24 protein-coding genes and 1 pseudogene are annotated in these 25,790 nt (G+C 67.3%); 19 read left to right on the top strand and 6 right to left on the bottom strand.

Annotated elements, in window-relative coordinates; all coding sequences use genetic code 11:
* The first annotated feature begins 88 nt into the window (after positions 1-88).
* The 10 genes from hppD to AC3EO7_RS04080 all read left to right on the top strand — a co-directional run bounded on the left by hppD (position 89) and on the right by AC3EO7_RS04080 (position 11,699).
* Entirely contained in the window at positions 89-1,267 is a 1,179-nt protein-coding gene (gene hppD, locus AC3EO7_RS04125; protein ID WP_435590480.1) for a 4-hydroxyphenylpyruvate dioxygenase, read from the top strand.
* 741 nt (positions 1,268-2,008) lie between these two features.
* A complete protein-coding gene (locus AC3EO7_RS04120) occupies positions 2,009-2,665 on the top strand; it encodes a DUF3558 domain-containing protein (RefSeq protein ID WP_435590479.1) in 657 nt (218 codons plus the stop codon).
* A gap of 10 nt (positions 2,666-2,675) precedes the next feature.
* The gene (locus AC3EO7_RS04115; protein WP_435590478.1) at positions 2,676-3,236 is read left to right on the top strand and encodes a DUF3558 domain-containing protein; all 561 of its coding nucleotides are present in this window, start codon (positions 2,676-2,678) and stop codon (positions 3,234-3,236) included.
* Between the two features lie 354 nt (positions 3,237-3,590).
* Positions 3,591-3,965 carry a 30S ribosomal protein S12 gene (gene rpsL, locus AC3EO7_RS04110; RefSeq protein ID WP_014353064.1) on the top strand — a complete coding sequence of 125 codons (375 nt, stop codon included), beginning with the start codon at positions 3,591-3,593 and terminating at the stop codon, positions 3,963-3,965.
* A gap of 1 nt (position 3,966) precedes the next feature.
* The gene (rpsG, locus tag AC3EO7_RS04105) at positions 3,967-4,437 is read left to right on the top strand and encodes a 30S ribosomal protein S7 (protein WP_067838240.1); all 471 of its coding nucleotides are present in this window, start codon (positions 3,967-3,969) and stop codon (positions 4,435-4,437) included.
* 149 nt (positions 4,438-4,586) lie between these two features.
* Complete coding sequence (gene fusA / locus AC3EO7_RS04100) at positions 4,587-6,689, top strand: elongation factor G (protein WP_431965268.1); 2,103 nt, start codon at positions 4,587-4,589, stop codon at positions 6,687-6,689.
* A gap of 117 nt (positions 6,690-6,806) precedes the next feature.
* Complete coding sequence (gene tuf / locus AC3EO7_RS04095; protein WP_431965266.1) at positions 6,807-7,997, top strand: elongation factor Tu; 1,191 nt, start codon at positions 6,807-6,809, stop codon at positions 7,995-7,997.
* A gap of 270 nt (positions 7,998-8,267) precedes the next feature.
* The gene (gene fusA, locus AC3EO7_RS04090; protein ID WP_435590477.1) at positions 8,268-10,364 is read left to right on the top strand and encodes an elongation factor G; all 2,097 of its coding nucleotides are present in this window, start codon (positions 8,268-8,270) and stop codon (positions 10,362-10,364) included.
* 130 nt (positions 10,365-10,494) lie between these two features.
* Positions 10,495-10,743 carry a hypothetical protein gene (locus tag AC3EO7_RS04085; RefSeq protein ID WP_435590476.1) on the top strand — a complete coding sequence of 83 codons (249 nt, stop codon included), beginning with the start codon at positions 10,495-10,497 and terminating at the stop codon, positions 10,741-10,743.
* 140 nt (positions 10,744-10,883) lie between these two features.
* The gene (locus tag AC3EO7_RS04080) at positions 10,884-11,699 is read left to right on the top strand and encodes an alpha/beta fold hydrolase (protein ID WP_435590475.1); all 816 of its coding nucleotides are present in this window, start codon (positions 10,884-10,886) and stop codon (positions 11,697-11,699) included.
* 35 nt (positions 11,700-11,734) lie between these two features.
* Here the strand turns inward: AC3EO7_RS04080 and AC3EO7_RS04075 are convergent, their stop codons facing one another.
* The 4 genes from AC3EO7_RS04075 to AC3EO7_RS04060 all read right to left on the bottom strand — a co-directional run bounded on the left by AC3EO7_RS04075 (position 11,735) and on the right by AC3EO7_RS04060 (position 13,328).
* Positions 11,735-11,962 (bottom strand): hypothetical protein, encoded by a 228-nt coding sequence (locus tag AC3EO7_RS04075; protein WP_431965259.1) that lies wholly within the window; start codon positions 11,960-11,962, stop codon positions 11,735-11,737.
* Positions 11,938-12,144 (bottom strand): hypothetical protein, encoded by a 207-nt coding sequence (locus AC3EO7_RS04070; RefSeq protein WP_431965257.1) that lies wholly within the window; start codon positions 12,142-12,144, stop codon positions 11,938-11,940. The genes AC3EO7_RS04075 and AC3EO7_RS04070 overlap by 25 nt, the downstream gene beginning before the upstream one ends.
* Positions 12,145-12,232: 88 nt before the next feature.
* Positions 12,233-12,886, bottom strand: a complete 654-nt coding sequence (locus AC3EO7_RS04065; protein ID WP_435590494.1) for a TetR/AcrR family transcriptional regulator — start codon at positions 12,884-12,886, stop codon at positions 12,233-12,235.
* Between the two features lie 73 nt (positions 12,887-12,959).
* Positions 12,960-13,328, bottom strand: a complete 369-nt coding sequence (locus tag AC3EO7_RS04060; protein ID WP_431965255.1) for an SPW repeat domain-containing protein — start codon at positions 13,326-13,328, stop codon at positions 12,960-12,962.
* Positions 13,329-13,515: 187 nt separating this feature from the next.
* Between AC3EO7_RS04060 and AC3EO7_RS04055 the strand changes: the two genes are divergently transcribed.
* From AC3EO7_RS04055 to AC3EO7_RS04045, 3 genes are all read left to right on the top strand, one after another.
* A complete protein-coding gene (locus AC3EO7_RS04055; RefSeq protein ID WP_435590474.1) occupies positions 13,516-14,712 on the top strand; it encodes an NAD(P)/FAD-dependent oxidoreductase in 1,197 nt (398 codons plus the stop codon).
* Positions 14,713-14,765: 53 nt separating this feature from the next.
* On the top strand, positions 14,766-15,527 hold the full coding sequence (locus tag AC3EO7_RS04050) for a glutamate racemase (protein ID WP_435590473.1): 762 nt from the start codon (positions 14,766-14,768) through the stop codon (positions 15,525-15,527).
* A gap of 257 nt (positions 15,528-15,784) precedes the next feature.
* Positions 15,785-16,528 carry a DNA alkylation repair protein gene (locus tag AC3EO7_RS04045; protein WP_435590472.1) on the top strand — a complete coding sequence of 248 codons (744 nt, stop codon included), beginning with the start codon at positions 15,785-15,787 and terminating at the stop codon, positions 16,526-16,528.
* Positions 16,529-17,005: 477 nt separating this feature from the next.
* On the opposite strand, the gene AC3EO7_RS04040 is transcribed toward AC3EO7_RS04045, so the two are convergent.
* Complete coding sequence (locus AC3EO7_RS04040) at positions 17,006-18,061, bottom strand: 2Fe-2S iron-sulfur cluster-binding protein (RefSeq protein ID WP_431965249.1); 1,056 nt, start codon at positions 18,059-18,061, stop codon at positions 17,006-17,008.
* 76 nt (positions 18,062-18,137) lie between these two features.
* The gene (gene mftR2 / locus AC3EO7_RS04035) at positions 18,138-18,776 is read right to left on the bottom strand and encodes a mycofactocin system transcriptional regulator MftR2 (RefSeq protein ID WP_431965247.1); all 639 of its coding nucleotides are present in this window, start codon (positions 18,774-18,776) and stop codon (positions 18,138-18,140) included.
* Between the two features lie 272 nt (positions 18,777-19,048).
* Here mftR2 and mftA point away from each other — a divergent pair, with 272 nt between their 5' ends.
* The 6 genes and pseudogenes from mftA to AC3EO7_RS04005 all read left to right on the top strand — a co-directional run bounded on the left by mftA (position 19,049) and on the right by AC3EO7_RS04005 (position 25,461).
* On the top strand, positions 19,049-19,153 hold the full coding sequence (gene mftA, locus AC3EO7_RS04030; protein WP_431965245.1) for a mycofactocin precursor MftA: 105 nt from the start codon (positions 19,049-19,051) through the stop codon (positions 19,151-19,153).
* 14 nt (positions 19,154-19,167) lie between these two features.
* A pseudogene (gene mftB, locus AC3EO7_RS04025) lies at positions 19,168-19,359 on the top strand (mycofactocin biosynthesis chaperone MftB); the annotation flags it as partial.
* Positions 19,360-19,593: 234 nt separating this feature from the next.
* Positions 19,594-20,775, top strand: a complete 1,182-nt coding sequence (mftC, locus tag AC3EO7_RS04020; protein WP_435590493.1) for a mycofactocin radical SAM maturase — start codon at positions 19,594-19,596, stop codon at positions 20,773-20,775.
* A gap of 230 nt (positions 20,776-21,005) precedes the next feature.
* A complete protein-coding gene (gene mftF / locus AC3EO7_RS04015; protein ID WP_431965243.1) occupies positions 21,006-22,409 on the top strand; it encodes a mycofactocin biosynthesis glycosyltransferase MftF in 1,404 nt (467 codons plus the stop codon).
* 71 nt (positions 22,410-22,480) lie between these two features.
* Entirely contained in the window at positions 22,481-23,965 is a 1,485-nt protein-coding gene (gene mftG, locus AC3EO7_RS04010) for a mycofactocin dehydrogenase MftG (protein WP_435590471.1), read from the top strand.
* Between the two features lie 125 nt (positions 23,966-24,090).
* Positions 24,091-25,461 (top strand): GAF domain-containing protein, encoded by a 1,371-nt coding sequence (locus AC3EO7_RS04005; protein WP_431965239.1) that lies wholly within the window; start codon positions 24,091-24,093, stop codon positions 25,459-25,461.
* Positions 25,462-25,790 lie beyond the last annotated feature (329 nt).

Raw genomic sequence — 25,790 nt, 5'->3', positions numbered from 1 at the left:
CGTGGGATGCGCTAGCCGAATCCGCCACTGTGTCTACCGAAAATCGGGGCAGTTGCCTACCGGTCGGCGGCGGATATTTGCTTGATTCATGACCATCGAGCACCTGCCGACCGACGGCGAGCTGCGCGGGCTCGTCGGACTGGTCGACCACGACGACAGCATCGACCCCTTTCCTGTGATCGGCTGGGACGCCCTGGTCTGGGTGGTCGGCAACGCGACGCAGACCGCGCACTTCCTGCAATCCGCGTTCGGGATGCGGCTGGAGGCGTACTCCGGCCCGGAGACCGGCAATCGCGACCACAAGGCGTACGTGCTGCGCAGCGGCGCCGCCCGCTTCGTCGTCACCGGCGCGGTGCATCCGGACAGCCCGCTGATCGGCCACCACGACCGGCACGGCGACGGCGTGGTCGACATCGCGCTCGAGGTGCCCGACGTGGACCGCTGCATCGAGTGGGCGCGCACCCACGGCGCCACCGTCCTGGTCGAGCCGCACGACGAGACCGACGACTGCGGCACGCTCCGCACCGCGGCGCTGGCCGCCTACGGCGAGACCAGACACACCCTCATCGACCGTTCCAACTATTACGGTCCGTATCGGCCGGGTTTTGTGGCTCGCCACTCCGGCTACCAGCCGCGCCCGGGCGCGCCGACCCGGTTGTTCCAGGCCATCGACCACGTGGTCGGCAACGTGGAGCTCGGCATGATGGACCACTGGGTCGAGTTCTACCGCCGCGTCATGGGTTTCACGAACATGGCCGAATTCGTCGGCGACGACATCGCCACCGAGTACTCGGCGCTGATGAGCAAGGTCGTGGCCAACGGCAACCACCGGGTGAAGTTCCCGCTGAACGAGCCCGCCGTCGGCAAGAAGCGCTCCCAGATCGACGAGTACCTGGACTTCTATCGCGGGCCGGGCGTCCAGCACATCGCGCTGGCCACCAGCGACATCCTCACCTGCGTCGACAACCTGCGCCGTGAGGGCGTGGAATTCCTGGAAACCCCCGACACCTACTACGAGGACCCGGAGTTGCGCGCGCGCATCGGCCGGGTGCGGGTGCCGGTGGCCGAGCTGCAGCGCCGGGGCATCCTCGTCGACCGCGACGAGGACGGCTACCTGCTCCAGATCTTCACCAGGCCGCTGACCGACCGCCCCACCGTCTTCTTCGAAATCATCGAACGGCACGGCTCCCTCGGCTTCGGCAAGGGCAACTTCAAGGCGCTGTTCCAGGCGATCGAGCGCGAACAGGCGGCGCGCGGGAATTTATAGTATCCGTGCTGCGGGAGCCTGATCGCGATTCGGTGCTCGATGCTGACTGCGAAACTAATTGTCTGCATCAATAGTTGATTATCGACTGTATTCGACTGTCCGTAAGTCGGTCGGATGAATCAACCTGTGCAGCAGTGCAGTTCTGTTACGCATTTGCTCTGCGCAGCTCATACCATCCATCGTCAAGTCTTCTGCAGTTGAATTTTTGGAAACGATCGTCTCCAACAATGGCCTTGCCAGCTGCGATACATGCAGTTATGTTTGGATAAACTCCGATTACGACGTTGGTCGCTGATGCTGTGCCACTCGCACCCCCTACAGTTAATCCGACAATCATGACAGCAAGGCTGGAAAACACGACAGTTCTCATCAGTTGAGACTCTCCAAGCTGGTGGGATTCGGAGTCGGCGCCTGCTCGCTGAAGCCGGTCGATGGTGCCACGCTCACTGCCCTGCTCGGGCTGCCAGGGAGCTGCGCCATGCGTTCTAATTCGGATAAGCATTGCCTCGGCGCAATACTCGTCAGGTAAATTTTCGGCAGTGCTTCATGGACTGATGGCCAAAGTGAATAGCCTCGATACTGACCTCCCCCAAGGTTTTGTGATCCCCACATTCATGTCGGACTTCGGTGTCCAGAACAGAATCCTCCGACGCGGCAGAGTTTAGGGGCTTCGTCATGTGAAGGCAAGGCTCGATTCTGCTTACAATTGATTTGCGCAAGTCGGGACGGAGTTCAGGTCGGTTGGCCTGCCCGGCCCTGGGGGTCGGCGCGAGCTGGAGACGTCTGAGGTATGCCTCCTGGATGTGCATCGCCAATGAGGTCGACATCGTGATCCTCGTCGGGCCGGCATTCTTGGGTAGAGTTCATGGCATGCGGATCATGTCGACGTTGGTCGCCGGACTGGCCTGTGCGTTGGCGCTGACCGCCTGTGGTGCAGGTGATGACGAATCGTCCTCGCGGCCATCGCGTCCGGTGCCCAAGGTGGTACCTCTTGGTCCGTTCGTAGGTGAGTGCGGACATGTCACCGACGACGAGGTGCGTGACCGAGCTGGGCTCGGTCAGATATCGCGGGTGTTCAAGAACGCGGTCGGCTGCAACTGGCAGTCGGCCGGGCTCAACTCCCCGAGCGTCACTTTCGCCTCATATCGGGGCAGCCCGATCGACCGAGAGCGGGCGTGGGTCACGACAAGGGGGCGTCCACCGGAGCAAATCACCGTCGGCGGACGGTCGGGGTTCGCGGCGCTGGACCCGAGTGGCCTGATCTGTGATCTCGCGGTACAACTCGATGACGACTTCTTCGAGTGGTCGACGTCATACGGAAACTTCAGCACGATCTCCGGCAATCCGTGTGATCGAAGTCGTGCACTTGCCGAACTCACAGTGCAACGGCTGGGATGAGGGTGCGGGCATGAGTTGGTGGCGAGGCCGGCGAGGTCGTCACGGGTTCGTCTTGGCCGCAGCTAGCGCCATCGCGGTGAGTGCTGCGGGATGCGGTCAGACTATTCAGGGGGCGCCGCAGCCGGTCGGGGCAGGCCAGACGGTGAACATGAACTTCGACAAGCTTCTGCGCGAGTGCGAGGTCGTCTCCAGGGACCAGATAGCGGAGGCTGTCGGCGGCGGCGATACCTACATCCAGGATTCGTTCTCCGGCGCGGTCTGCATGTGGGACCTCGAGGGTGCGCCCGGCGCCGGTATGGCGACCCTCAACTGGTATGAGAACGGCAATCTGCGCAACGAGCGGCAGGTCAACGACAAGCTCGGTTACAGCACGGCGAGCATCACGGTCCAGGGCACCCTTGCCTTGGAAATCCGCCGTCCCAACGACCCCGATTCGTGCGGTGTCAGCGCGAGCGCGGCCGACAGCGGCGTGGTGGGTTGGTGGATCAACTACCGACCCGGTTCCGCACATCCGGATCCGTGCGCGGCGGCCAAGGCTTTGCTGGAGCTGACTTTGAATCTGGCCAGGTAAAACGGTATCCATACCGACCCCACTTTGACCCTGCACGAATCTCACGAGTATCGTGGATCGCTGTGCCCGGAAGCATGCGGGCAAGTTCGTGCGTAGGACGTAGGCCAGCGAGAGCGGCCGACCTTCCCGGCATGCCCGGAATATGGGTTCTTTCCCGCGCGCGACACGCCCGACCTCGGGACGCGAGAAACGTGGTTGGACGTGCGAGTGAATGCTCGATGAACGGCGGTGCGAGCGTCGGAACCGGAGGCCGAAGGCCTGCGTGACCGCGTAGGGGCCGACGTGCACGCCCCGCCAATTGAACACAGACACGAAGTCCAGACAACCGCGTTAGACAACAAGGAAAGCCGGTCTATGCCAACCATCAACCAGCTGGTCCGCAAGGGTCGCCGTGACAAGGTCGCCAAGACCAAGACCGCGGCCCTCAAGGGGAGCCCGCAGCGTCGTGGCGTGTGCACCCGCGTGTACACCACGACCCCGAAGAAGCCGAACTCCGCGCTGCGTAAGGTCGCGCGTGTTCGCCTGACCAGCGCGGTCGAGGTCACGGCTTACATCCCCGGCGAGGGCCACAACCTCCAGGAGCACTCGATGGTGCTCGTCCGTGGCGGTCGTGTGAAGGACCTCCCCGGTGTCCGCTACAAGATCATCCGTGGCTCGCTGGACACCCAGGGTGTGAAGAACCGCAAGCAGGCCCGCAGCCGCTACGGCGCCAAGAAGGAGAAGAGCTGATATGCCGCGCAAGGGCCCCGCTCCCAAGCGTCCGTTGATCAACGACCCGGTCTACGGGTCGCCGCTGGTCACCCAGCTGGTCAACAAGATCCTGCTGGACGGCAAGAAGTCGACCGCAGAGCGCATCGTGTACGGCGCGCTCGAGCAGGCGCGCGACAAGACCGGCACCGACCCGGTCGTCACCCTCAAGCGCGCCCTCGACAACGTCAAGCCGTCGCTCGAGGTGAAGCCCCGCCGCGTCGGTGGCGCCACCTACCAGGTTCCGGTCGAGGTTCGTCCCGGCCGTGCCAACACCCTTGCGCTGCGCTGGCTGGTCAACTTCGCCCGCGCGCGTCGTGAGAAGACCATGGTCGAGCGTCTGGCCAACGAGCTGCTGGACGCCAGCAATGGTCTGGGCGCTTCGGTGAAGCGTCGCGAGGACACCCACAAGATGGCCGAGTCGAACCGGGCGTTCGCGCACTACCGCTGGTGATTGTCGGCCGGCCCGTCGCTCGTGTCGGCGCCGGAAGGCTCACAGTCGCGAGGGTGGCACTTCGGTGCCCCTTCCGGCGTTGACATAGTGAGACCCGACAGGGTCTGGAACCCGAAGATCCCAACTAGCTACGAGCGGGGAAGATTTCCGTGGCACAGGACGTGCTCACCGACCTGAACAAGGTCCGAAACATCGGCATCATGGCCCACATCGATGCCGGTAAGACCACCACTACCGAACGCATCCTCTTCTACACCGGTATCACCTACAAGATCGGTGAGGTCCACGACGGCGCGGCCACCATGGACTGGATGGAGCAGGAGCAGGAGCGTGGTATCACCATCACCTCCGCGGCTACCACGTGCTTCTGGAACGACAACCAGATCAACATCATCGACACCCCCGGGCACGTCGACTTCACCGTCGAGGTGGAGCGTTCGCTGCGCGTGCTCGACGGCGCCGTCGCGGTGTTCGACGGTAAAGAGGGCGTCGAGCCGCAGTCCGAGCAGGTGTGGCGTCAGGCCGACAAGTACGACGTGCCGCGGATCTGCTTCGTCAACAAGATGGACAAGCTCGGTGCGGACTTCTACTTCACCGTGCGCACCATCAAGGAGCGCCTCGGCGCCAAGCCCCTGGTCATCCAGCTGCCGATCGGCGCGGAGGACACCTTCGAGGGCATCGTCGACCTGGTCGAGAACAACGCCAAGGTGTGGCGCGGTGAGACCAAGCTCGGCGAGCAGTACGAGGTCACCGAGATCCCGGACGACCTGAAGGAGCAGGCCGAGCAGTACCGCCAGGAGCTGCTCGAGACCGTCGCCGAGTCGGACGAGGCGCTGCTGGAGAAGTTCTTCGGCGGCGAGGAGCTCACGATCGAGGAGATCAAGGGCGCCATCCGCAAGATGACGGTGAACTCCGAGCTCTACCCGGTGCTCTGTGGTTCCGCGTTCAAGAACAAGGGCGTGCAGCCCATGCTCGATGCGGTCATCGACTACCTGCCCTCGCCGCTGGACGTGGAGGCCACCACCGGCCACGTGCCCGGCAAGGAAGAGGAGCTGCTGACTCGCAAGCCGAGCGCCGACGAGCCGTTCGCGGCGCTGGCGTTCAAGATCGCGGTGCACCCCTTCTTCGGCAAGCTGACCTACGTCCGCGTGTACTCCGGCAAGGTCGACTCCGGCGCCCAGGTCATCAACTCGACCAAGGGCAAGAAGGAGCGTCTGGGCAAGCTGTTCCAGATGCACTCCAACAAGGAGAACCCGGTCGGTGCGGCCTCGGCCGGCCACATCTACGCGGTCATCGGCCTCAAGGACACCACCACCGGTGACACCCTGTGCGATCCGCAGAACCAGATCGTGCTGGAGTCCATGACCTTCCCGGACCCGGTCATCGAGGTCTCCATCGAGCCGAAGACCAAGTCCGACCAGGAGAAGCTGGGCACCGCGATCCAGCGTCTCTCGGAAGAGGACCCGACCTTCTCGGTCAAGCTGGACCAGGAGACCGGCCAGACTGTCATCGGCGGCATGGGCGAGCTCCACCTCGACATCCTCGTTGACCGCATGAAGCGCGAGTTCAAGGTCGAGGCGAACGTCGGCAAGCCGCAGGTGGCCTACCGCGAGACCATCACCAAGAAGGTCGAGAAGCTCGAGTTCACGCACAAGAAGCAGACCGGTGGTTCCGGCCAGTTCGCGAAGGTGATCATCGGCCTCGAGCCGTTCGTGGGCGAGGACGGTGCGCACTACGAGTTCGAGAACAAGGTCACCGGTGGCCGCGTGCCGAGGGAATACATCCCTTCGGTCGACGCCGGTGCCCAGGACGCCATGCAGTACGGTGTGCTCGCTGGCTACCCGCTGGTCAACCTGAAGGTCACCCTGCTCGACGGTGCCTACCACGACGTCGACTCGTCGGAAATGGCATTCAAGATCGCCGGCGCGCAGGCTCTGAAGGAAGCGGCCCGTAAGGCCGGTCCGGTGATCCTCGAGCCGATGATGGCTGTCGAGGTCACCACGCCCGAGGATTACATGGGCGACGTGATCGGCGACCTGAACTCCCGCCGTGGCCAGATCCAGGCCATGGAGGAACGCAGTGGTGCCCGTGTCGTCAAGGCGCTGGTTCCGCTCTCGGAGATGTTCGGTTACATCGGTGACCTGCGGTCGAAGACCCAGGGCCGGGCGAACTACTCCATGGTGTTCGATTCGTACGCGGAGGTTCCGGCCAACGTGTCGAAGGAGATCATCGCCAAGGCGACCGGCGAGTAATCGAATCGGGGCGTGGTGTGAGCCGCGCCCCGGTCAACCGGGCGTCAGCACGACCCTGTAAGTAAAAACCCGCACTGCTGCAACTGCACGCACCAACAAGTCCAGGAGGACACCACAGTGGCGAAGGCGAAGTTCGAGCGGACGAAGCCGCACGTCAACATCGGCACCATCGGTCACGTCGACCACGGCAAGACCACGCTGACCGCGGCGATCACCAAGGTGCTGGCTGACAAGTTCCCGGATCTGAACGCGGCGTTCGCGTTCGACCAGATCGACAAGGCGCCGGAGGAGAAGGCTCGTGGTATCACGATCAACATCTCCCACGTCGAGTACCAGACGGACAAGCGCCACTACGCGCACGTCGACGCCCCGGGTCACGCCGACTACATCAAGAACATGATCACCGGTGCGGCGCAGATGGACGGCGCCATCCTGGTGGTCGCCGCCACCGACGGCCCGATGCCGCAGACCCGTGAGCACGTGCTGCTCGCCCGTCAGGTCGGCGTGCCCTACATCCTGGTCGCGCTGAACAAGTCGGACATGGTCGACGACGAGGAGATCCTCGAGCTCGTCGAGATGGAGGTCCGCGAGCTGCTGGCCGCCCAGGAGTTCGACGAGGACGCGCCGGTCGTGCGTGTCTCCGGCCTGAAGGCGCTCGAGGGTGACCCGAAGTGGGTCAAGGCCGTCGAGGATCTTATGGACGCGGTCGACGAGTCGATCCCGGAGCCGGTCCGTGAGACCGACAAGCCGTTCCTGATGCCGGTCGAGGACGTGTTCACCATCACCGGTCGTGGCACCGTCGTCACCGGTCGCGTCGAGCGTGGCGTGATCAACGTGAACGAGGAAGTCGAGATCGTCGGCATCCGTCCGGAGAAGACCAAGACCACGGTCACCGGTATCGAGATGTTCCGCAAGCTGCTCGACCAGGGCCAGGCGGGCGACAACGTCGGTCTGCTGGTTCGTGGTATCAAGCGCGAGGATGTCGAGCGCGGCCAGGTCATCGTGAAGCCGGGCACCACCACCCCGCACACCGATTTCGAGGGCCAGGCGTACATCCTGTCGAAGGACGAGGGTGGCCGCCACACCCCGTTCTTCAACAACTACCGCCCGCAGTTCTACTTCCGTACCACCGACGTGACCGGCGTCGTGACCCTCCCCGAGGGCACCGAGATGGTCATGCCGGGCGACAACACCGAGATGAGCGTCAAGCTCATCCAGCCGGTCGCCATGGAAGAGGGCCTGCGCTTCGCGATCCGCGAGGGTGGCCGCACCGTCGGCGCCGGCCGCGTCACCAAGATCATCAAGTGATTCCCTGAATCACCGATCTCCCAACGGCGCCGCTCCGCAAGGAGCGGCGCCGTTCGGCGTTTCGGGGGTAATTCGATGGACGGTGGGGTGGGTGGGGCGGTAGACAAGGGGCATGGTTACTTCGGGTCCGCGAGCGCGGGGGTAGGTCGGCGGCGTGTCTTGGGCGCCGGGCGGCGCCGCGCGACACGATGCTCGTGCCGTCACCGGAGCGCAACAACTAGGCGAGCGTCGAACTTTCGACGAAACTAGTTGATGGACTGGGGGATTCCCATGACGCGTGGGATACAGACCGATCTCGGCCGGGTACGCAATATCGGCATCATGGCGCACATCGATGCGGGCAAGACGACGACCACCGAGCGAATCCTGTTCTACACCGGCGTGACTCGCAAGATCGGCGAGGTGCACGACGGCAACGCGGCGATGGACCGCATGGTGCAGGAGCGCGAGCACGGCATCACGATCGCCGCGGCGGCGACGACCTGTTTCTGGCGACAGCACCAGATCAACATCATCGACACGCCCGGCCACGTCGACTTCACGGTCGAGGTGGAGCGTTCGCTGCGCGTACTCGACGGCGCCGTTGCGGTGTTCGATGCCAAAGAGGGCGTCGAGCCGCAGTCCGAGCAGGTGTGGCGTCAGGCCGACAAGTACGACGTGCCGCGGATCTGCTTCGTCAACAAGATGGACAAGCTCGGTGCGGATTTCGCATTCACCGTGCGGACCATCGCGGAGCGTCTCGGTGCGCGGCCGCTCGTCGTTCAGCTGCCTATCGGCGCGGAGGACGCCTTCGCGGGCGTCGTCGACCTGGTCGAGTGGCAAGCGATCGTGTGGCAGGACGATACGGATCTCGGTGCGCGCTACACCGTCACCGACATCCCGGCCGAGCTGCGCGAGCGAGCCGAAAGCGCCCGCGAGACAATGCTCGAAGCCCTCGCCGACACCGACGAGGAACTGCTCGAGCGGTATCTCGCCGGTTCACCGACGGCCGCGGAGATCAAGGCCGCCATCCGGCGGTCGACGGTCGGCTCGAAACTCTATCCGGTGCTGTGCGGTTCGGCCTTCAAGAACAAGGGCGTGCAGCCGATGCTGGACGCGATCGTCGACTATCTGCCCTCGCCCCTGGACGGCGGCGGCGTCGACGGTCACCTGCCCGGCGACGAGGCTGCCGTCGTGCACCGCGAGGCAAGCGAAGACGCGCCCTTCGCGGCGCTGGCGTTCAAGGTCGCGGCGCACCCGTACTTCGGCAAGCTCACCTATCTGCGGGTGTACTCGGGACGCGCCGAAACCGGTGCCGTCGTGCTGAATTCGACGAACGGAGGAAAGGAGCGGCTCGGCAAGCTCTTCCAGATGCACTCGAACATCGAGCGCCCGATCGCGGCGGCGTCGGCCGGTCACATCTGCGCGGTGATCGGACTGAAGGACACCGCGACCGGCGACACCCTGTGCGACCCGCACGACCAGATCGTGCTGGAGTCGATGACGTTTCCCGATCCGGTGCTTCAGGTCTCGATCGAGCCGCGAACCAGGGCTGACCAGGACAAGCTGAGCGAGGCGATTCAGCGTTTGGCGGAGGAGGATCCGACGTTCGCGGTGCGGGTCGATGCCGAGACCGGGCAGACCGTCATCGGCGGCATGGGCGAGCTGCACCTGGAGATTCTGCTCGACCGGATGCGGCGCGAGTTCGGGGTCGCGGCGAATATCGGTGCGCCACAAGTCGCCTACCGCGAAACCGTCACCGCCGCGGTGGACCGGCTCGAGTGCACCCACCGCAAACAGGTGGGCGGACGCGGCCAGTTCGCCAAGGTGGTGCTGGCGTTGGAGCCGTTCACGGCCGACGACGGCGCGAGCTACGAATTCGAGAGCCGGGTGAGCGGCGGGCGGGTGCCGAAGGAGTACCTGCCCGCGGTGGACGCCGGTGCGCAGGACGCGCTGCGCAACGGCGTGCTGGCCGGGTACCCGGTGTTCGGCGTGCGCGTGGTGCTGCTCGATGGTGCGGCGCACGTGCAGGATTCGTCCGAGCACGCGTTCCGCGTCGCCGCCGCACAGGCGGTGCGGGAGGCGCTGGTGCGAGCGAGGTCCGCGTTACTCGAGCCGGTCATGGCGGTCGAGGTCGTCACCCCTGACGAATACCTCGGCGAGGTCATCGGTGATCTGAACGCGCGACGCGGGCGGATCCAGGACGTGGCGCAGCGCGGCGGCGCGCGGGTGGTGCGGGCGCTGGCTCCGTTGACGGAGATGTTCGGCTACATCGGTGATCTGCGGTCGAGGACGCAGGGCCGGGCGAACTACGCCATGGTCCTGGATTCCTACGCCGAGGCGCCCGCTTCGGTCGCGAACGGGGTCATCGCGGGCCGAGGCCGGTAACTGGTGAACGGCGCCGTTCCGAGGAACGGCGCCGTTCACGTGTCGTAAGGGTGTGTCGCAACGATGGATTCGGTTCGCGCGATGCATCGACTATCGACCCGGAGTCGCCGAGGAGAGGATGCGGTTACCGATGAGCAACGACCGATGCACCGAGTGTGGACGTCACGGAATCCCTATCCTCTACGGCCTACCCTCGCCCCATGCCCGCGTCCTGGCGGCCGTGGGGCTGCTCCGGCTCGGCGGTTGCGTCGTCACCGACGACGATCCGAACTGGGTCTGCCGGTCCTGTGCGCACGTGTGGATCGATCCGGAAGGGGCGCTGCGCGAGCTGTCCCTGCTCTTCGGACGACCGCGCCGAGATATGCCGCGGTCGTCCTGAACGGAGAGACGACCGCCCGTCGGATACGCCTGGCCCTGCCGACGCGAGCTGGATGTTCGCGCTTCTGTCGGAGCGGACCGATACGGTCGACATGTCGAGCCGTCGCCGCATCGAGCCGTCGCAGCCCAATGGAGGGAAGCATGAGCAAGTCCGCACACATCGATCTCGATATCGTCGAGGGTGCGTTGGAGCACGGAATGCCCTATATCGCTTTGGGTTCCGGCCGTCCGCTGGTGTTCCTGCGCTGGTTCACCCCCGACCATGCCAATCCGACGGGGTGGATGCGCGAGTCCGAGATCAAGACGCTCATGCCGCTGGCCAGGCAGGCGCGGGTGTACGCGGTGAACAGGGCGCCCCGCATGAGCGAAGGCACCACGATGGCCGATATCGCGGCCCAGCACGCCGACGCACTGCGCGCCGAATTCGATACGCCCGTGGACATTCTCGGTATTTCCTCCGGTGGATCGCTGGCATTGCAATTGGCCGCCGACCATCCCGATGTCGTCCGGAAGCTGGTCGTGGGGGCCTCGGGCTTTCGTCTGGAGGAGAAGGCGCGCGCCGCGCAGCTGAACTACGCCGAGGCCGCCGCCGAGGGCCGCAGGGCGTTGCACTACATGATTCCCGCGCCGACCTCCATCACCGCTCACCTCACCAAAGGCGTCATGTGGCTGTTCGATCCGCTCGCGCGCCCGAAGAACCCATCCGACACCCTCGCCTTCGTCCGCGCCGAGGACGCCTTCGACCTCTCGGCCCGCCTCGGCGAAATCACCGCCCCGACACTCGTCGTCGGCGGCGAACACGACGAGTTCTACTCCACGGCAACCTTCCGGCGCACCGCCGACGGCATCCCCGATTCCCGCCTGATCATCTACCCCGGCGCCTCCCACATGGGCACTGTCAAACACCCCCGCTTCGCCCCCGACCTCCTCGAATTCCTCTCGGCCCCGACCGAATAGCTCCGTCGGGGCCGGCTCGAAGTGGAGCACACCGATCAGGGGAGGAGCTTGAAGCCTGGCGTGTGCCGGGGCGTCACAGCATGGAAGTGACGGTGATCCAGCGATGCGATCTCGACCGTGTCGAGGCGCTCGGCCACGGCGATGACCGAGGCATCGGCTACGCCGAGGGGCAATCCCCGGTACTGCGTCATCAATTCGGCCATCCGATGCAGATCGGCGTCTGTGATGTCGATCTGCGTCAGATCACCTGCCGCGATCGCCACAGCGCATCCTTGGCGCGTGCGCCGAGGTCTGTCCACGGACCGTCGAATGTCCGTAGCACCGAGAACCGCTCGGGGCGGGGGTGGACCAGTCGTAGCACGTGGCGGCGCACCTCGTCGGCCTGGCTGGGATTCAGCTGGTCGATGAGCGCGTGAAGCTCGGAGTAGTCGCGCGCGGCGGTCACGGTTCTATGCTCCGGCAGGTGCCGCGTTCGACCGGCCGTTGTGCTGTCGACTGCGGCGCACGGACGGCCGGAGTGCAAGTGGATCTCACTAACCGAGGTGGGTCATGCCCGCGGCGACGACCTGGGCGACGTTGAGGATTTCGTCGGCGGTGGGGAGGGGGATGCCGTCGAGGGCGTGCAGGCGGTCGGTGCTGGCGATGGCGAACATGGCCGAGACCCAGGCGGCGGCGCAGGCGCGGAGGGTGCCGGGGCGGACCGGAGTCGGCGCGCTGGCCTGGAGGACGCGGACGGTCACGTCGAGGAGTTGGCTACGCAGGTGGCGGAGCTGGCGGCGCACGTCGGGATGGGTGTCGGCCTCGCGCCACATGATCACGCGCAGCACCGAGGAATGGTGGTCGCGCAGATTCAGCGCGGCGTCGAGGTTGACCAGGCTGGCGGCCGGATCGCCGGGGGCGACCACGGCGCCGATGTCAGCGATCGGATGCGCGGGCATGCGCTCGGACATCAACGCGGAGAGGATCGAGTCCTTGGTGGGGAAGTAGTAGAAGACCAGACCTTTCGGCACGCCCGCGTCCGCGGCGATGGCCGCCGTCGCGGTAGCGTCGAATCCTTGTGCCGCGAAGAGACTTTCGGCGGCGTCCAGGATGAGTTGCCGGGCGTCGCCGTCGATCTTGGCGCTGCGGCGGCGCCCGGTCTTGGTCGAGCCCGGTCGTCGAGCCGCGCGACGACCGGGTGTCGGCATCTGCATCAGGGGTGCGTCCTCGTAGCCGTCCGGCCGCGGGCGGGATCGCGGTGCGGGATTCGCCCGTCATGCATCAGTGGTGCGGAGCCATTCCTCCGGTGGTCCGGTGCATGCGCGCCGTGACCACGGGCAGCGCCGCGACCGCGACGACCACCGTGACCACGCCGACGATCCATGCGGTCCAGGATGCACCGCTGTACTCGGTGAAGTCCATCGCCCACGGCGAGATGAACAGCAGCGCACCGAACAGGCCCATCGCGTAGTCGGCCATCGCCATGGCGGGCCGGGCCATCTGGGCCAGGCCGGTGAGCGCGATCAGGACGCCGAGGACGATCAGCGTCCACATGGCCCTGTCGTTCGTGTCCACCCACAAGGGGGACAGTGCGGTGAAGATTCCGAGTATGACGGCGAGCAGGTCCTGCGCGCGACTCTCGGTGAACATGGTGTGCCTCCTCGGCTCGATATATGTCCTGACCTCGGTATAGTCCTGATTGACCGCCCGATCAATAGCTGAACGGACACGATTGCGCGGCAATCATCGACCTGGCGAAAGTGACTGCCGCCACAGCAAAACTTGACCAAGCAGACGCTAGGGTGAGGGTCGTGTCAACGGAGGAAGGGGTTGTCGCATGACCGCGCCGATCGTGATCGTCGGGGCCGGACTCGCCGGGCTGCGCACCGCCGAGGAACTGCGTCGCGCCGGATACGCCGGCGGTCTGGTGCTGATCGGCGACGAGTCGCGCCTGCCGTACGATCGCCCGCCGCTGTCCAAGCAATTCGTCCGCGGCGAGACCGACGACACCACGCTGCGCCCCGCGGAATTCTTCGACGAGAAGCAGATCGATCTGCGCCTGTCCACCACGGTGACAGCGGTGGACACCGCCGCCCGCCGCATCACCCTGGCCGACGGCGGCGCCCTCGACTACGACCACCTCGTCATCGCGACGGGTCTGCGTCCGCGCCTGCTGCCCGGCCTACCCGAACTGAAAGGCGTGCACGTGCTCCGCGGGCACGCGGACGCCGCCGCGCTGCGCGCCGAATTGCGCGGCGCCACCGGGGCGCTCGTGGTCGGCGCGGGTTTCATCGGCTGTGAGCTCGCGGCCAGTTTCCGCGCGTGCGGCGTCGAGGTGGTGCTGGTCGAACCGCAGCCGACTCCGCTGGCCTCGGTGCTCGGCGAGCAGGTCGGCGCGCTGGTCGCCCGCATGCACCGCGACGAGGGCGTCGACCTGCGCTGCCACACCGGGCTGGACACCTTCCTCGGTGACGAGGCGGGCCGGGTGCGCGGCGCCCTGCTGTCCGACGGCGCGGAGGTGCTCGCCGATCTCGTGGTGGTCGGCATCGGCTCGCGCCCGGTCACCGAATGGCTGACCGACTCCGGCATCGCGCTCGCCGAACCCGCCGATGGCGGCGGCGTGCTCGCCGACGAGGTGGGCCGGACCTCCGCCGACCGGGTGTGGGCGGTCGGCGACGTGGCCGCGTGGCGGCACGAGACCGGCGAGCGCAAGCGGGTCGAACACTGGACCAACGCGGGCGAGCAGGCCAAGTTGCTGGCCTGCGCGCTGCTCGGCGCGGAACCGCCGACCGCGGCGCGGGTCCCGTACTTCTGGAGCGACCAGTACGACGTGAAGATCCAGGCACTCGGCACCCCGAGCGCCGCCGACGAGGTCACCGTCGTCGCCGACGACGGCCGCAAATTCCTCGCCTACTACGCCAAGGACGGCGTCCTGACCGGCGTCGTCGGCGCGGGAATGACGGCGCAGGTCATGAAGGCCCGTGCGAAGATCGCCGCGGCGGCGCCGGTCGCCGACCTGCTCGCCGCCACCTGAGACCGTGCGGAGCCGTTCGGGCCGGGAGGTACGCCTGTAATACGGTGGTCGATGTGATCGTCGCGCTCATCGACTCGGGGCTGGGATTGCTGCCAACGGCCGCATGGCTGCGCAAGCTGCGGCCGGACGTGGACCTGCTGCTGCAACTCGATCCGGACGGCGCTCCGTGGGGCCCCAAACCCGAGCGCTGGACCGTCGATCGGGTGGTCGGCGCGGCCCGCACGTCCATCGAGTCGGGCGCCGAGGTGATCGTGCTGCCCTGCAACACGGCCAGCGTGACCGCGCTCGAACAGGTGCGCGCCGACGTCGGCCCCGGCGTGCCGGTGATCGGCACCGTGCCCGCCATCAAGCCCGCGGCCGCGGCCTGCCGCTCGGTCGCGGTGTGGGCCACGGCGGCGACAACCGCGAGCAAGTACCAGGCCGACCTCATCGCGGCGTTCGGGGGCGACGCGAAGGTGGTCGGCGTGGCCTGCCACGGACTCGCCGACGCGATCGACCGCGGCGACCTGGTCGCCGCCCGCGACTCCATCGCCCGCGCCGCCGAGCAGACTCCCGACGACGTTGAAGGCGTGGTGCTCGGCTGTACGCACTATCCGCTGGTCATCGATGCCATCGTGGCGGCGCTGCCGATCGGTGTTCGCCTCTTCGACAGCGCGCAAGCCGTTGCCGCGCAGACCATTCGGCGGATGGACGCGCTCGGCAGGCCGACCACCGGCAACGGCGTGGTGCGGGTGTTGAACAGCGGACGGCCCGGTGCACTGCCCGCCAGCGCCGCGGCTTTCGAGTCGGGACGCATTCTCGGCGCACAGGTCTGATCGTCGCCGGCGTCTCCCCGGCCGCAAGCGCCCGCTCGTTGAACGGGCTGTGGTGATCTTCCGATCGGGTTGCCCGTGCACGAGCCGGAAGCGGCATCCGGCCGGACTGGAGCACGCGCCCGCGACGGCGAGCGCTCCGATGGTGAGGCGAGCGCGGTGGCGAAGCCTCGGCCTCGGCAGATGTCCGATCGTAGGTCGCTCGTGTTGAATGGGCGTGCGTCGGTCGACGGCGCTGTGCCGAGGGATGGGAGCAGTCGATGATCGCAACGGCGCCGACCGCGGCTGATGTCCGGCAGGCACTCGCGGAGGCGGCCGACCCCGCGGATGCGATCCATCTTCAGCGCTTCTTCAAGACCGGGCCCGGGGAGTACGGCGAGGGCGACGTGTTCATCGGGGTGCGTGTCCCGACGACGCGCACGATCGCCAAACGCTTTGCCGCTCTCGACCTCACCGAGATCGACGACCTGCTCGACAGCGCCGTGCACGAGGAGCGCCTTGCCGGTCTGGTCATCCTGAACGCCCGCTTCGCGAAGGCGGCCAAGCCGCGCACGCTCGACGTGGCGGAGCAAGAGAAGATGGTGCGTCTGTACTTGGACGCCCTGCGCCGCGGCCGGGTGAACAACTGGGACCTGGTCGACGCCTCCGCCGAGAACGTCCTCGGCCCGTGGCTGCTCGACCGGCCGCGTGATCTGCTCTTCGAGCTGGCCGCCGCGGACTCGCTGTGGGAGCGCCGCGTCGCCCTGCTGACCACCTTCGCGTTCATCAAGGCGGGTGATGCGAGCACAACGTTCCAGCTCTGCGAACAACTCCTGGCCGACCGCCGCGACCTCATCCAGAAGGCGGTCGGCTGGATGCTGCGCGAAGTCGGCAAGCGAATCGACCGCGCCCTGCTGACCGGCTTCCTGGACGAACACGCGGCACGGATGGGCCGCACCGCGCTCAGCTACGCCACCGAACACCTCGACGCCGCCGAGCGCAGCGCCTACCGTTCGGCGTGCTGAGCGCACACTCGGATCAGCGCGCAGGCCGCGGACCCGGACGCCGTCACGGTCGGCGCTCGGAGCGCAGATCGAACACCGCACGCACGATCGGCGCGCTGAGCCCAGGCCGAACACCGCACAGACGATCGGCGTGCTGAGCGCACACTCGGATCAGCGCGCAGGCCGCGGACCCGGACGCCGCCACGGTCGGCGCTCGGAGCGCAGATCGAACACCGCACGCACGGTCGGCGCGCTGAGCCCAGGTTGAACACCGCACAGACGATCGGCGTGCTGAGCGCACACTCGGATCAGCGCGCAGGCCGCAGACCCGGACGCCGCCGTGGTCAGCGCTGCGGAGCGCAGATCGAACACCGTATGCGCGATCGGCGCGCTGAGCCCAGGCCGGACCCGGTATGCACGGTCGGCGCTGAGACCGGGCCAAAGGCCGCGCACGGTCAGCGCTCGGAGCGTCGACCAGGCCCGCGTGCTGAGCCCGACTCAGAACTGGATGCGCAGCCGATCGGTGACCGGCCGGGCCTGGCAGCCCAGGATGTACCCGTTCTCGATGTCCTCCGGATCGAGGATCTCGGAGTTCTCCATCTCGACCTTGCCCTCCAGCACCGTGCAGGCGCAGGAGCCGCACTCGCCCTCCTGGCAGGAGTAGGGCACGTCGAGTCCCTTGGCGAGCATGATGTCGACCAGCGTCTGCTTGCGCGGCCAGCTCAGCTCGTGCACCTCGCCGTCGAGTTCCACCTCGACGGTCGCCGCGTCGGCGGCCTCCTCGTCGCTGACCTCGACCGGCGCCTGGTCGGCGAACGGGTCGCCGGCAAGGGAATTGAACACCTCGGCGTGCGTGCGCGAACGCGAGACGCCGAGCTGGCCGAGCGCGTCGTGCACCCGGTCCATGAACGGCTTCGGGCCGCACATGAATGCCTCGTAGCCGGTGTAGGGCGCGACCAGAGTGGCCAGCGTGTCGGCGGTCGGCAGGCCGAGCAGCGGTTCCAGCCAGTGGATCACGACGAGCCGCTGCTGGTGCTTGTCCACGAGTTCGCGCAGCTCGCTCGCGAAGATCACGTTCTCCGCGTCGCGGTTGGCGTAGACGAGCACGATCTTGCCGTTGCCGCGGGCCAGCGCGGATTTGAGGATGGACATCACCGGTGTGATGCCGCTGCCCGCGCCGAACAGCAGCAGGTTCTCGTCGAGGTTCTTCGGGGTGAAGACGCCGGAGGGCGGCAGCACCTCGAGCTGATCGCCCGCTTTCACGTTGTCGCACACCCAGTTCGAGCCGTAGCCGCCCTCGGTGCGCTTCACGGTGACCTTGGGCTGGTCGTCGGTGTGCGGCGAGCTCGCCAGCGAATAGCAGCGAGCCACCGAGCCGGTGCGGTCGCTGGGGATACGCAGCGTGAGGAACTGGCCCGGCTTGTACTCGAACTTCTCCCGCAGCTCTTCCGGGACGTCGAAGACCAGCGAGCTGGTGTCGGCCGTCTCGGTGATGACGGCGGCAACCCGCAGCACGACCGAGCGCGAGCCGTGGGGAACTTCGACGGTTGTCATGACGTCCTCTCGAATCCGGCATCGTCGGCGACCGTGCGAACAGCGGCCGGCGACAAAACTAGAACGTGTTTCAGTTTCATCGTACGTCGCGGTCCGGCTGGTGGACAAGCTGGGCCTCGAGACCGGCGATCAGCACCTCCATGCCGAAGTCGTAGGCGTACTTGCCGCGCAGGTCTGCGATGTACTTGGTGGCCCGCTCCACCGACTCGGGCAGCGTGACCTCCGACAGCGGAGCCCGGTCGCGCGGGTTCACCCGGCTGCGGCCGAACAGGTAGGTGTGGATCGTCGCGTAGGCGGCGAGCACATTGCGGTCGGAGAACCCGGCCTCGAACAGGATCTCCATGATGGCGGCGATCAGGTCGAGCTGTTTGCCCAGCATCTGCTCGATGAGCACATCGCCGAGCCCGGGGTGCTTGCGCAGTTTCTCATCGATCTGATCGATGAGATCGCGCAGGCGCTGCTGCCACGGCCCGGATTCCGGCGGTGGCTTGCGCACGCCGGCGAGCGCGGCGCTGGCGACGAGGTCGAGCAGCTCGCGTTTGTCGGCCACGTAGTAGTACGGCGCCATGGGGGAGACGCCGAGTTCGCGGGAAAGTCGCCGCATGGACAGCTTTTCCACGCCATCCGCGCGAACCACCCGCAGCGCGGCCTCCACGATCTCGGACTCCGACAGAGTGTTTCCGCCCCCGTTCGCCTGCATTCGTCCGACTCCCATGCCACCTCTACTGCCGCGGGCATGTGCCGCCCGTCACGTTCTGTTCAGCTGTGCTACACCCGAAGTCTAGAGCGCCACGGTAGGGGCGGGTGGCGGCGCGGGCGGTGGTCGCGTACCGCGGCGGTGCGGCGTGGTGATGCGGTGGAGCCCGGCGGCGAGGGAAGGAGGGGTCCCGTCGATTGGAACGTGTTTCACTTTTGCGGGGGTTGTCGCTAAGGTGTGACAGGGACTACACAGGTGGTCGCGTCCCGTCGTCAAACTCGGAGGTTCTCATGCCGCACAAGTTCATCGCGCCGAGCGACACCGACGAAGCCGAGCTCGTCGAGGAGACCCTCATCGAAGAGGTGTCCATCGACGGCATGTGCGGCGTCTACTGACGGGCGAGAACGGCATGCTCGATCTCGATACCCGATGGCAACTGCATCCGAGGGTGGCGCTGCGCCCCGAGCCCTTCGGCGCGTTGCTCTACCACTTCGGCACGCGCAAGCTCTCGTTCCTGAAGAGCAGGCGCATCGTCGAGATCGTGCGATCGCTGCCGGAACACGCGTCGGTGCGCTCGGCGCTGCGCGCGGCCGGTGTCGCCGACGAAGGCGCCGCGCCGTACGTGCGGGCGCTCGCGCAACTGGCCGAAGGTGACATGATCATCGGCGCGCCGGATATCGCATCCGGCGCCGCGGGAGCCAAGCCCGCGCTGGCGCAGGCCGTCCGGCCGGATGCGGGGGTGGTCCCGCGGTCGGGCGGCGCTGCGGTCACTACCGCTGCGTCCACCACCGTCGCCGGCGTATCGGAATCCGGTGCGCCACAGGCCGATCGCGCGGTGCGCCTGGTCGACCGTTTCGAGTCCGGCCTCGCCGCGCCGATCTGTCTCACCTGGGAACTCACCTACGCCTGCAATCTGTCCTGCGTGCACTGTCTTTCGTCGTCGGGCCGCCGCGATCCGCGCGAGCTCAGCACCGAGCAGTGCAAGACGCTGATCGACGAGTTCGAGCGCATGCAGGTGTTCTACGTGAACATCGGCGGCGGCGAACCCACTGTGCGCCCGGACTTCTGGGAGCTGGTCGATTACGCGACCGCGCACCATGTGGGAGTCAAGTTCTCCACCAACGGCGTTCGCATCACCCCGGACGTCGCCGCGCGGCTGGCCGCGAGCGACTATGTGGACGTACAGGTTTCGCTGGACGGCGCGGACGCGGCGGTCAACGACGCGGTGCGCGGACCCGGCTCCTACGACATGGCGATCCGCGCGCTGGAGAACCTGGCGGCCGCCGGTTTTCGCGACGCGAAGCTCTCGGTGGTGGCGACCAGGCACAACATCGCGCAGCTCGACGAGTTCCGCGCCATCGCCGAAAGGTACGGCGCGACATTGCGACTCACCCGGCTGCGGCCCTCCGGCCGCGGTGCGGACGTGTGGGACGAGCTGCATCCCACCCCTGATCAGCAGCGGGTGCTCTACGACTGGCTGCTGCGCAACGGCGAGGGCGTGCTGACCGGCGACTCGTTCTTCCACCTCTCGGCCTTCGGGCAGGCGCTGCCCGGCCTGAACATGTGCGGCGCGGGTCGCGTGGTCTGCCTGGTCGACCCGGTGGGCGATGTATACGCCTGCCCGTTCGCCATCCACGATCGCTTCCTGGCCGGAAACGTGTTGTCCGACGACGGTTTTCGCAATGTCTGGCAGACCTCGCAGCTGTTCTCCGAGCTGCGCGAACCCAGCGGCGGTGGCGCCTGCTCAGGATGCGCGCATTACGATGCCTGCCGGGGCGGTTGCATGGCGGCGAAGTTCTTCACCGGACTGCCCGCCGACGGGCCCGACCCGGAGTGCGTGCAGGGTTACGGCGAGGCCGCGCTGGCCGACGCGGGACGGACCATACCGCGCTCTTCGGTGGACCACTCGCGCCGCGCCGCGCCGCGGAGTGGCGCGGCGCGCAAGTCCGGGCCGATCCCGCTGACGTTAACGGCGCGACGGCCATCGCGCGCCTGCGACGAGAGTCCGCTGGCATGACCACCCGCCGGTTGCCAGCCGTGCGCTGCCAGCCGGCGAGCGCAGGTTATCGATGGGGCAGCGATGAATAGCTACTGCGTTGCCGGAACTCGCTATCGAATTGTCCGCAACCCCTCCGCAACACGCCGTGGTTCGAGTCGCACACGGTCACGGGCCTATTCGTGCGGAATTCCGTTCTTTTTTCGGGACCGATGATGCCCGCGCACGAATATCCGCCTAGCATGCCAGGAATGCGCCATGATCGATTGCCCGACGGCTTCGGGGTACGTATCGATCCACGGGTACGCGCATACTCCGGCGGACGCATCCTGATCGGGGGCTCACCCGCCAGGTTGCTACGACTTGCCCCGGAGGCCGCCGAGATGATCGGCGACGGGTACCTCGAGGTCACCGACCCCAAGTCGGCGGTTGTTGCCAGACGGCTGCTCGATTCCGGAGTCGCCAATCCGCGGCCGCAACTGCTGCCCTCGCCCGACGACGTGACCGTCATCGTGCCGCTGCACAACAACGCCGACGGCCTCGCCCGGCTGTTGGCGGCGCTGCGCGGGCACACGGTGATCGTCGTCGACGACGGTTCCGACCAACCGGTGCGGATCCCGGAGTCCCGTGGCACTCGCTGCCGGGTCACCGTATTGCGCCACGACGAGCGGCAGGGCCCGTCGGCTGCCCGCAATGCCGGCCTGCGGGCGGCGACAAGTGAATTCGTCGCGTTTCTGGATTCCGACGTGGTGCCGCGCAGCGGCTGGCTCGAGGTCATGCTCGGGCATTTCAGCGATCCGAAGGTCGCGCTCGTCGCGCCACGCATCGTCGCGCTGGATCCGGAGACCAACGCGCTGGCCCGCTACGAGCACACCCGCTCCTCGCTCGACCTGGGTAGGAGGGAGGCGGCCGTGCAATCGCGCGGCCTGGTCTCGTACGTGCCGAGCGCCGCGCTGCTGGTGCGGCGGCAGGCGCTGCTCGCCGAGGGCGGCTTCGACGAATCCATGCGGGTCGCCGAGGACGTCGACCTGTGCTGGCGGCTGGAGCAGGCGGGCTGGCGGCTGCGCTACGAGCCCGCCGCGCACGTGGCGCACGATCACCGTGTCTCGTTCCCGTCCTGGTTCGGGCGAAAGCTGTTCTACGGCACGGGCGCCGCGCCGCTCGGCGAGCGGCACGGCAAGGGCATGGTCTCGCCGCTGTCGGTGCCGTCCTGGACGGTGGTGGCAGCGGTGCTGTTCGCGACGATGTCGAAGTGGGGACTGCTCGGCGGCATCGTCACCCTCGTCACGGCGCTGGCCCGGCTGCGGCGAGTGTTCACCGCACTGGACAACCCCACGCGCATCGCGTCCATCTACCTCGCCCGCGGTTTCTTCTCCGGGCTGTGGCGGTTGGCGTCGGCGATGTGCAGGCACTACTGGCCGGTGACGCTGCTCGCGATGCTGGCCTCGCGGCGCATCCGGCGGATCGCGGTGACCATGGCGGTGGCCGACGGCCTCGCCGACTGGTTCACCCACCGCGACGCGGGCGGGCTCGACCCGTTCCGCTACCTGGCCTACAAGCGTCTCGACGACATCGCCTACGGCACCGGGCTCTGGCTCGGCGCCTTTCGGGCGCGCAGCGTCGAGGCGCTCAAACCCACGGCGCCAGCGCGGTGAAATCCACCGCGCCACCGCGCTGATCGTTGTTTGCCGGGCCGACGGCCCGCCCGTCGGATGAGCTGGTTCCTATGGTCGACACCCTGATCGTCGGTGGCGGCACCGCGGGGTGCGTGCTCGCGGCGAGGTTGAGCGAAGCGCCCGATCACACCGTACGCCTGCTGGAGGCGGGCACGGTGTGGTCCACCGCGGCCGAAATGCCCGCGGCGCTGCGCGATGCCACGCGGCTGCCGATCGGGCCGGAAGCGCGATGGTTGTGGCGGTATCCCGCGACGCTCGCGGCGAGTTCGGACGACGACCGTGCGGTCGAGGGGAACTTGGTACGCGGCAGGGTGATCGGCGGCTCCAGCACGGTCAACGGCAGCTATTTCGTGCGCGCACCCGCCGCCGACTTCGCGGCCTGGAGCGCGGCGCTCGGCGGCGCGCGCGACTGGTCCTTCGAGTCGGTGCTGCCCGCCTACAGCAGGCTCGAGGACGACCGCGACTACGGCGACCGGCCCGGACACGGCCGAGGCGGCCCGATCCCGGTGCGCCGCACGACCGATCCGACACCGGTGAGCCGCGCGTTCGCCACAGCCGCGCGCGACGCGGGTTTCGCCGAGGTGCCAGATCTCAACACGCTGCCCGATCTCAACGCGCTGCCGGACGCGGGCCCCGCGGAGGGCGTGGGACCGGTGCCGTGCAACGTCGACGGCGGTGCGCGCGTGGGCACGGCGTCGGCCTATCTGCTGCCCGCCCTGGCGCGCCCGAACTTATCCGTGCAAGGCGGAGTCCTGGTGTCGCGCATCCGTTTCCACGGTGATCGCGCGATCGGCGTCGACTACCGGCGCGGCGAGACGAGCGGCACGATCCGGGCCGATCGGATCGTGCTGTGCGCGGGCGCGGTGGAGTCGGCGGCGCTGCTGCTGCGCTCGGGGATCGGGCCGCCGGACGAGCTGGCGGCGCTCGGCATACCGGTGGTGCGTCCCGCGCCCGTGGGCGCCGGGTTCGACGACCACCCCGAGATCGGCCTCGAATATCTGCTCGACGTGCCGACTCCCGCGGCGGTGCCGCTGGAGTACGTGCTGACCCTGGACGACATCGAAATCCGGCCGTACACAGTGCCGTTCGCCTTGGATCGGCACCGGCTCGGCGTCGCGCTGATGCGTCCCGAGTCCGCGGGCTTGCTGCGGCTGCGCGGCGCCGATCCGCTCGCCGCGCCCCGGATCGAGCACCGCTATCTGGCGGGCGCCGCCGATCGAGCGCGGCTGCGGGACGCCGTCGCGCTGGCGGTCGAGGTGCTGCACCGGATACCGGGCGCCTACCCGTGTCACTCGCCGCCCGCGTCCGGTCACGATGCCTGGCTGCGCGCGAATCTTTCCACCTCGCAACATCTCTCGGGCACCTGCCGGATGGGCGCTGCCGAGCATGCGGTGGTCGACACGCGGTGCGCGGTGCACGGGGTGAGCGGATTGTCCGTGGTGGATCTGTCCGTCGTTCCGGTGCCGCTGAGCCGGGGACCGCAGGCCACGACGGTGATGCTCGCCGAACATGCTGCGGGCTGGCTCACATCGTGAAGTGAAAGACGGATGGGTCACAAAATGAGGAGGTTCGTCCCGGATGTGACCTGGCGGACAAACCAGAACATCCGCCCTTCCCTGTGAATACGCGCCGGTACAGTTTGGGGCGGAAAGAAAGGCAAATGGTCAGCAATCTTGCAGGTGGGCGGTCCCCACGGCACGGCGTCGAACCTGGCACGCAACTCGGCGCACTGGAAGCCTATGCCGCACAAGCACATGGATATCTTAGCGCGGGTGGCGAGCAGCTCGCGCAGCTAGCCGGTTTGCTGCGTCCGCTCGTGTTGGAATCCTGGTTGCGCAGCCTGCGTACCGGCGTCGATCCGATGGACGTGCTGAGCGAACGCGGCTTGCGCGGAGCCGATTTGCAACGTTATCGGGATGCTCATCCGATGGCGGGCCTGATGCCGCTGATCGATAAATTGCTCGTCGAAGACGCGGCTCGTACGGGTCTGATAGTCGCGATCGCCGATCAATTCGGGCGAGTACTTTCGGTGCACGGCAAACCCGAACAAGTCGCGGCCGCAGCGGAGATCGGACTGCGCGCGGGCGATGATCTGAGCGAGCGCCGGGTCGGCACCAATGCGGTGGGTTTGGTCGTCCGCACCGGCCGCGCCGCCTGGATCCATGGGCCAGAGCACTTTTTGCACCGCATGCACCAGATCACCGGCGCCGCAGCGCCGGTGCACGACCCGGACGGCAGGCTGGTGGGTGTCCTGGTGATAGCTGGGGGTGTGCGGGTGGCGAAGCCCGAGATCCTCGCGCTGGTGAAGGCGACGGCCACCGCCGCGGAGATGGATCTGGTGCTCAGTGCGATGCGCTCGGGTCGGCACGGCCTGCATGGGCGGGAACGGCCGGAACCCGTGGCGGCCGCCGAGTCGCGCGGTCTCGGCCTCGACGTGCTCGGTCTCGGGCAGCCGCAACTGACCATCGCGGGCGATCGGGTTCCGTTGTCGCAGCGGCACGCCGAGATCCTGCTGCTGCTGGCCGAGCATCCCGAGGGGCTCGGCGCCGACCACCTCGCACTGCTGCTCGACGACACCGATCTGGACAACGGCACGATCCGCGCCGCCATGTCCCGGCTGCGGTCGGTGGTCGGTCCGACCGTGTTCGGTTCGCGCCCATACAAGTTGCGCGTCCATGTCGCAACCGATGTGGAGGCGCTGCGGGCGGCACTCGACTCCGGTGATGTCGATTCCGCATTACGTCTCTATGCCGGTCCGGTGCTGCCGCGTTCCACCGCACCGGGAATTATCGATATTCGAGACGAACTGCGCGTGCGGTTGCGTACCGCGGTGCTCGGTTCGCGTGATGCCGCGGTGTTGCGGCGCTGGACCGCCGGCGCGGAAGGTCGCGACGACGCCGCGGCATGGGCCGTATACCGCGCGGCCGTAGATCGCGATTCTCCGCTGTATGCGCAGATCGAGGCCAAGATTCGGGTACTCGATCGCCGCCTCGGCGCCGATGCAACGCGGATGCAACGTTCCGGCTCATAGTCTGCACATCTGAAAGTGCGGTAGCTCACAAAGCGACACGGATTGTGGTCGCGCGCACAATTCTGCTCGGAGTTAGCTGTCGTCCGCGAGCGAGATGGACAACCGTCCAGGTTTTTTTATCGGAACTTGTTCCTTTTTATTTCCCGACCGCCTAATGTTCGCAATGCGCGGTGACATCCGTGTGACGTAGGAAACACCACCGGGGGCGTGGACCGAGTCCCCCGGCAGTGGAGTTGGAGGAACGATCAAGAGTTAGGCACGGCGGCTCCGGCCGCCGATCTCGTCTCACCAATTTGTTGGATCTCGCGCGGGTGACGTCGTCACCGTCG

The sequence above is a fragment of the Nocardia sp. bgisy118 genome, assembly GCF_057708605.1.
This window is presented reverse-complemented; position numbering and strand designations above follow the sequence as displayed.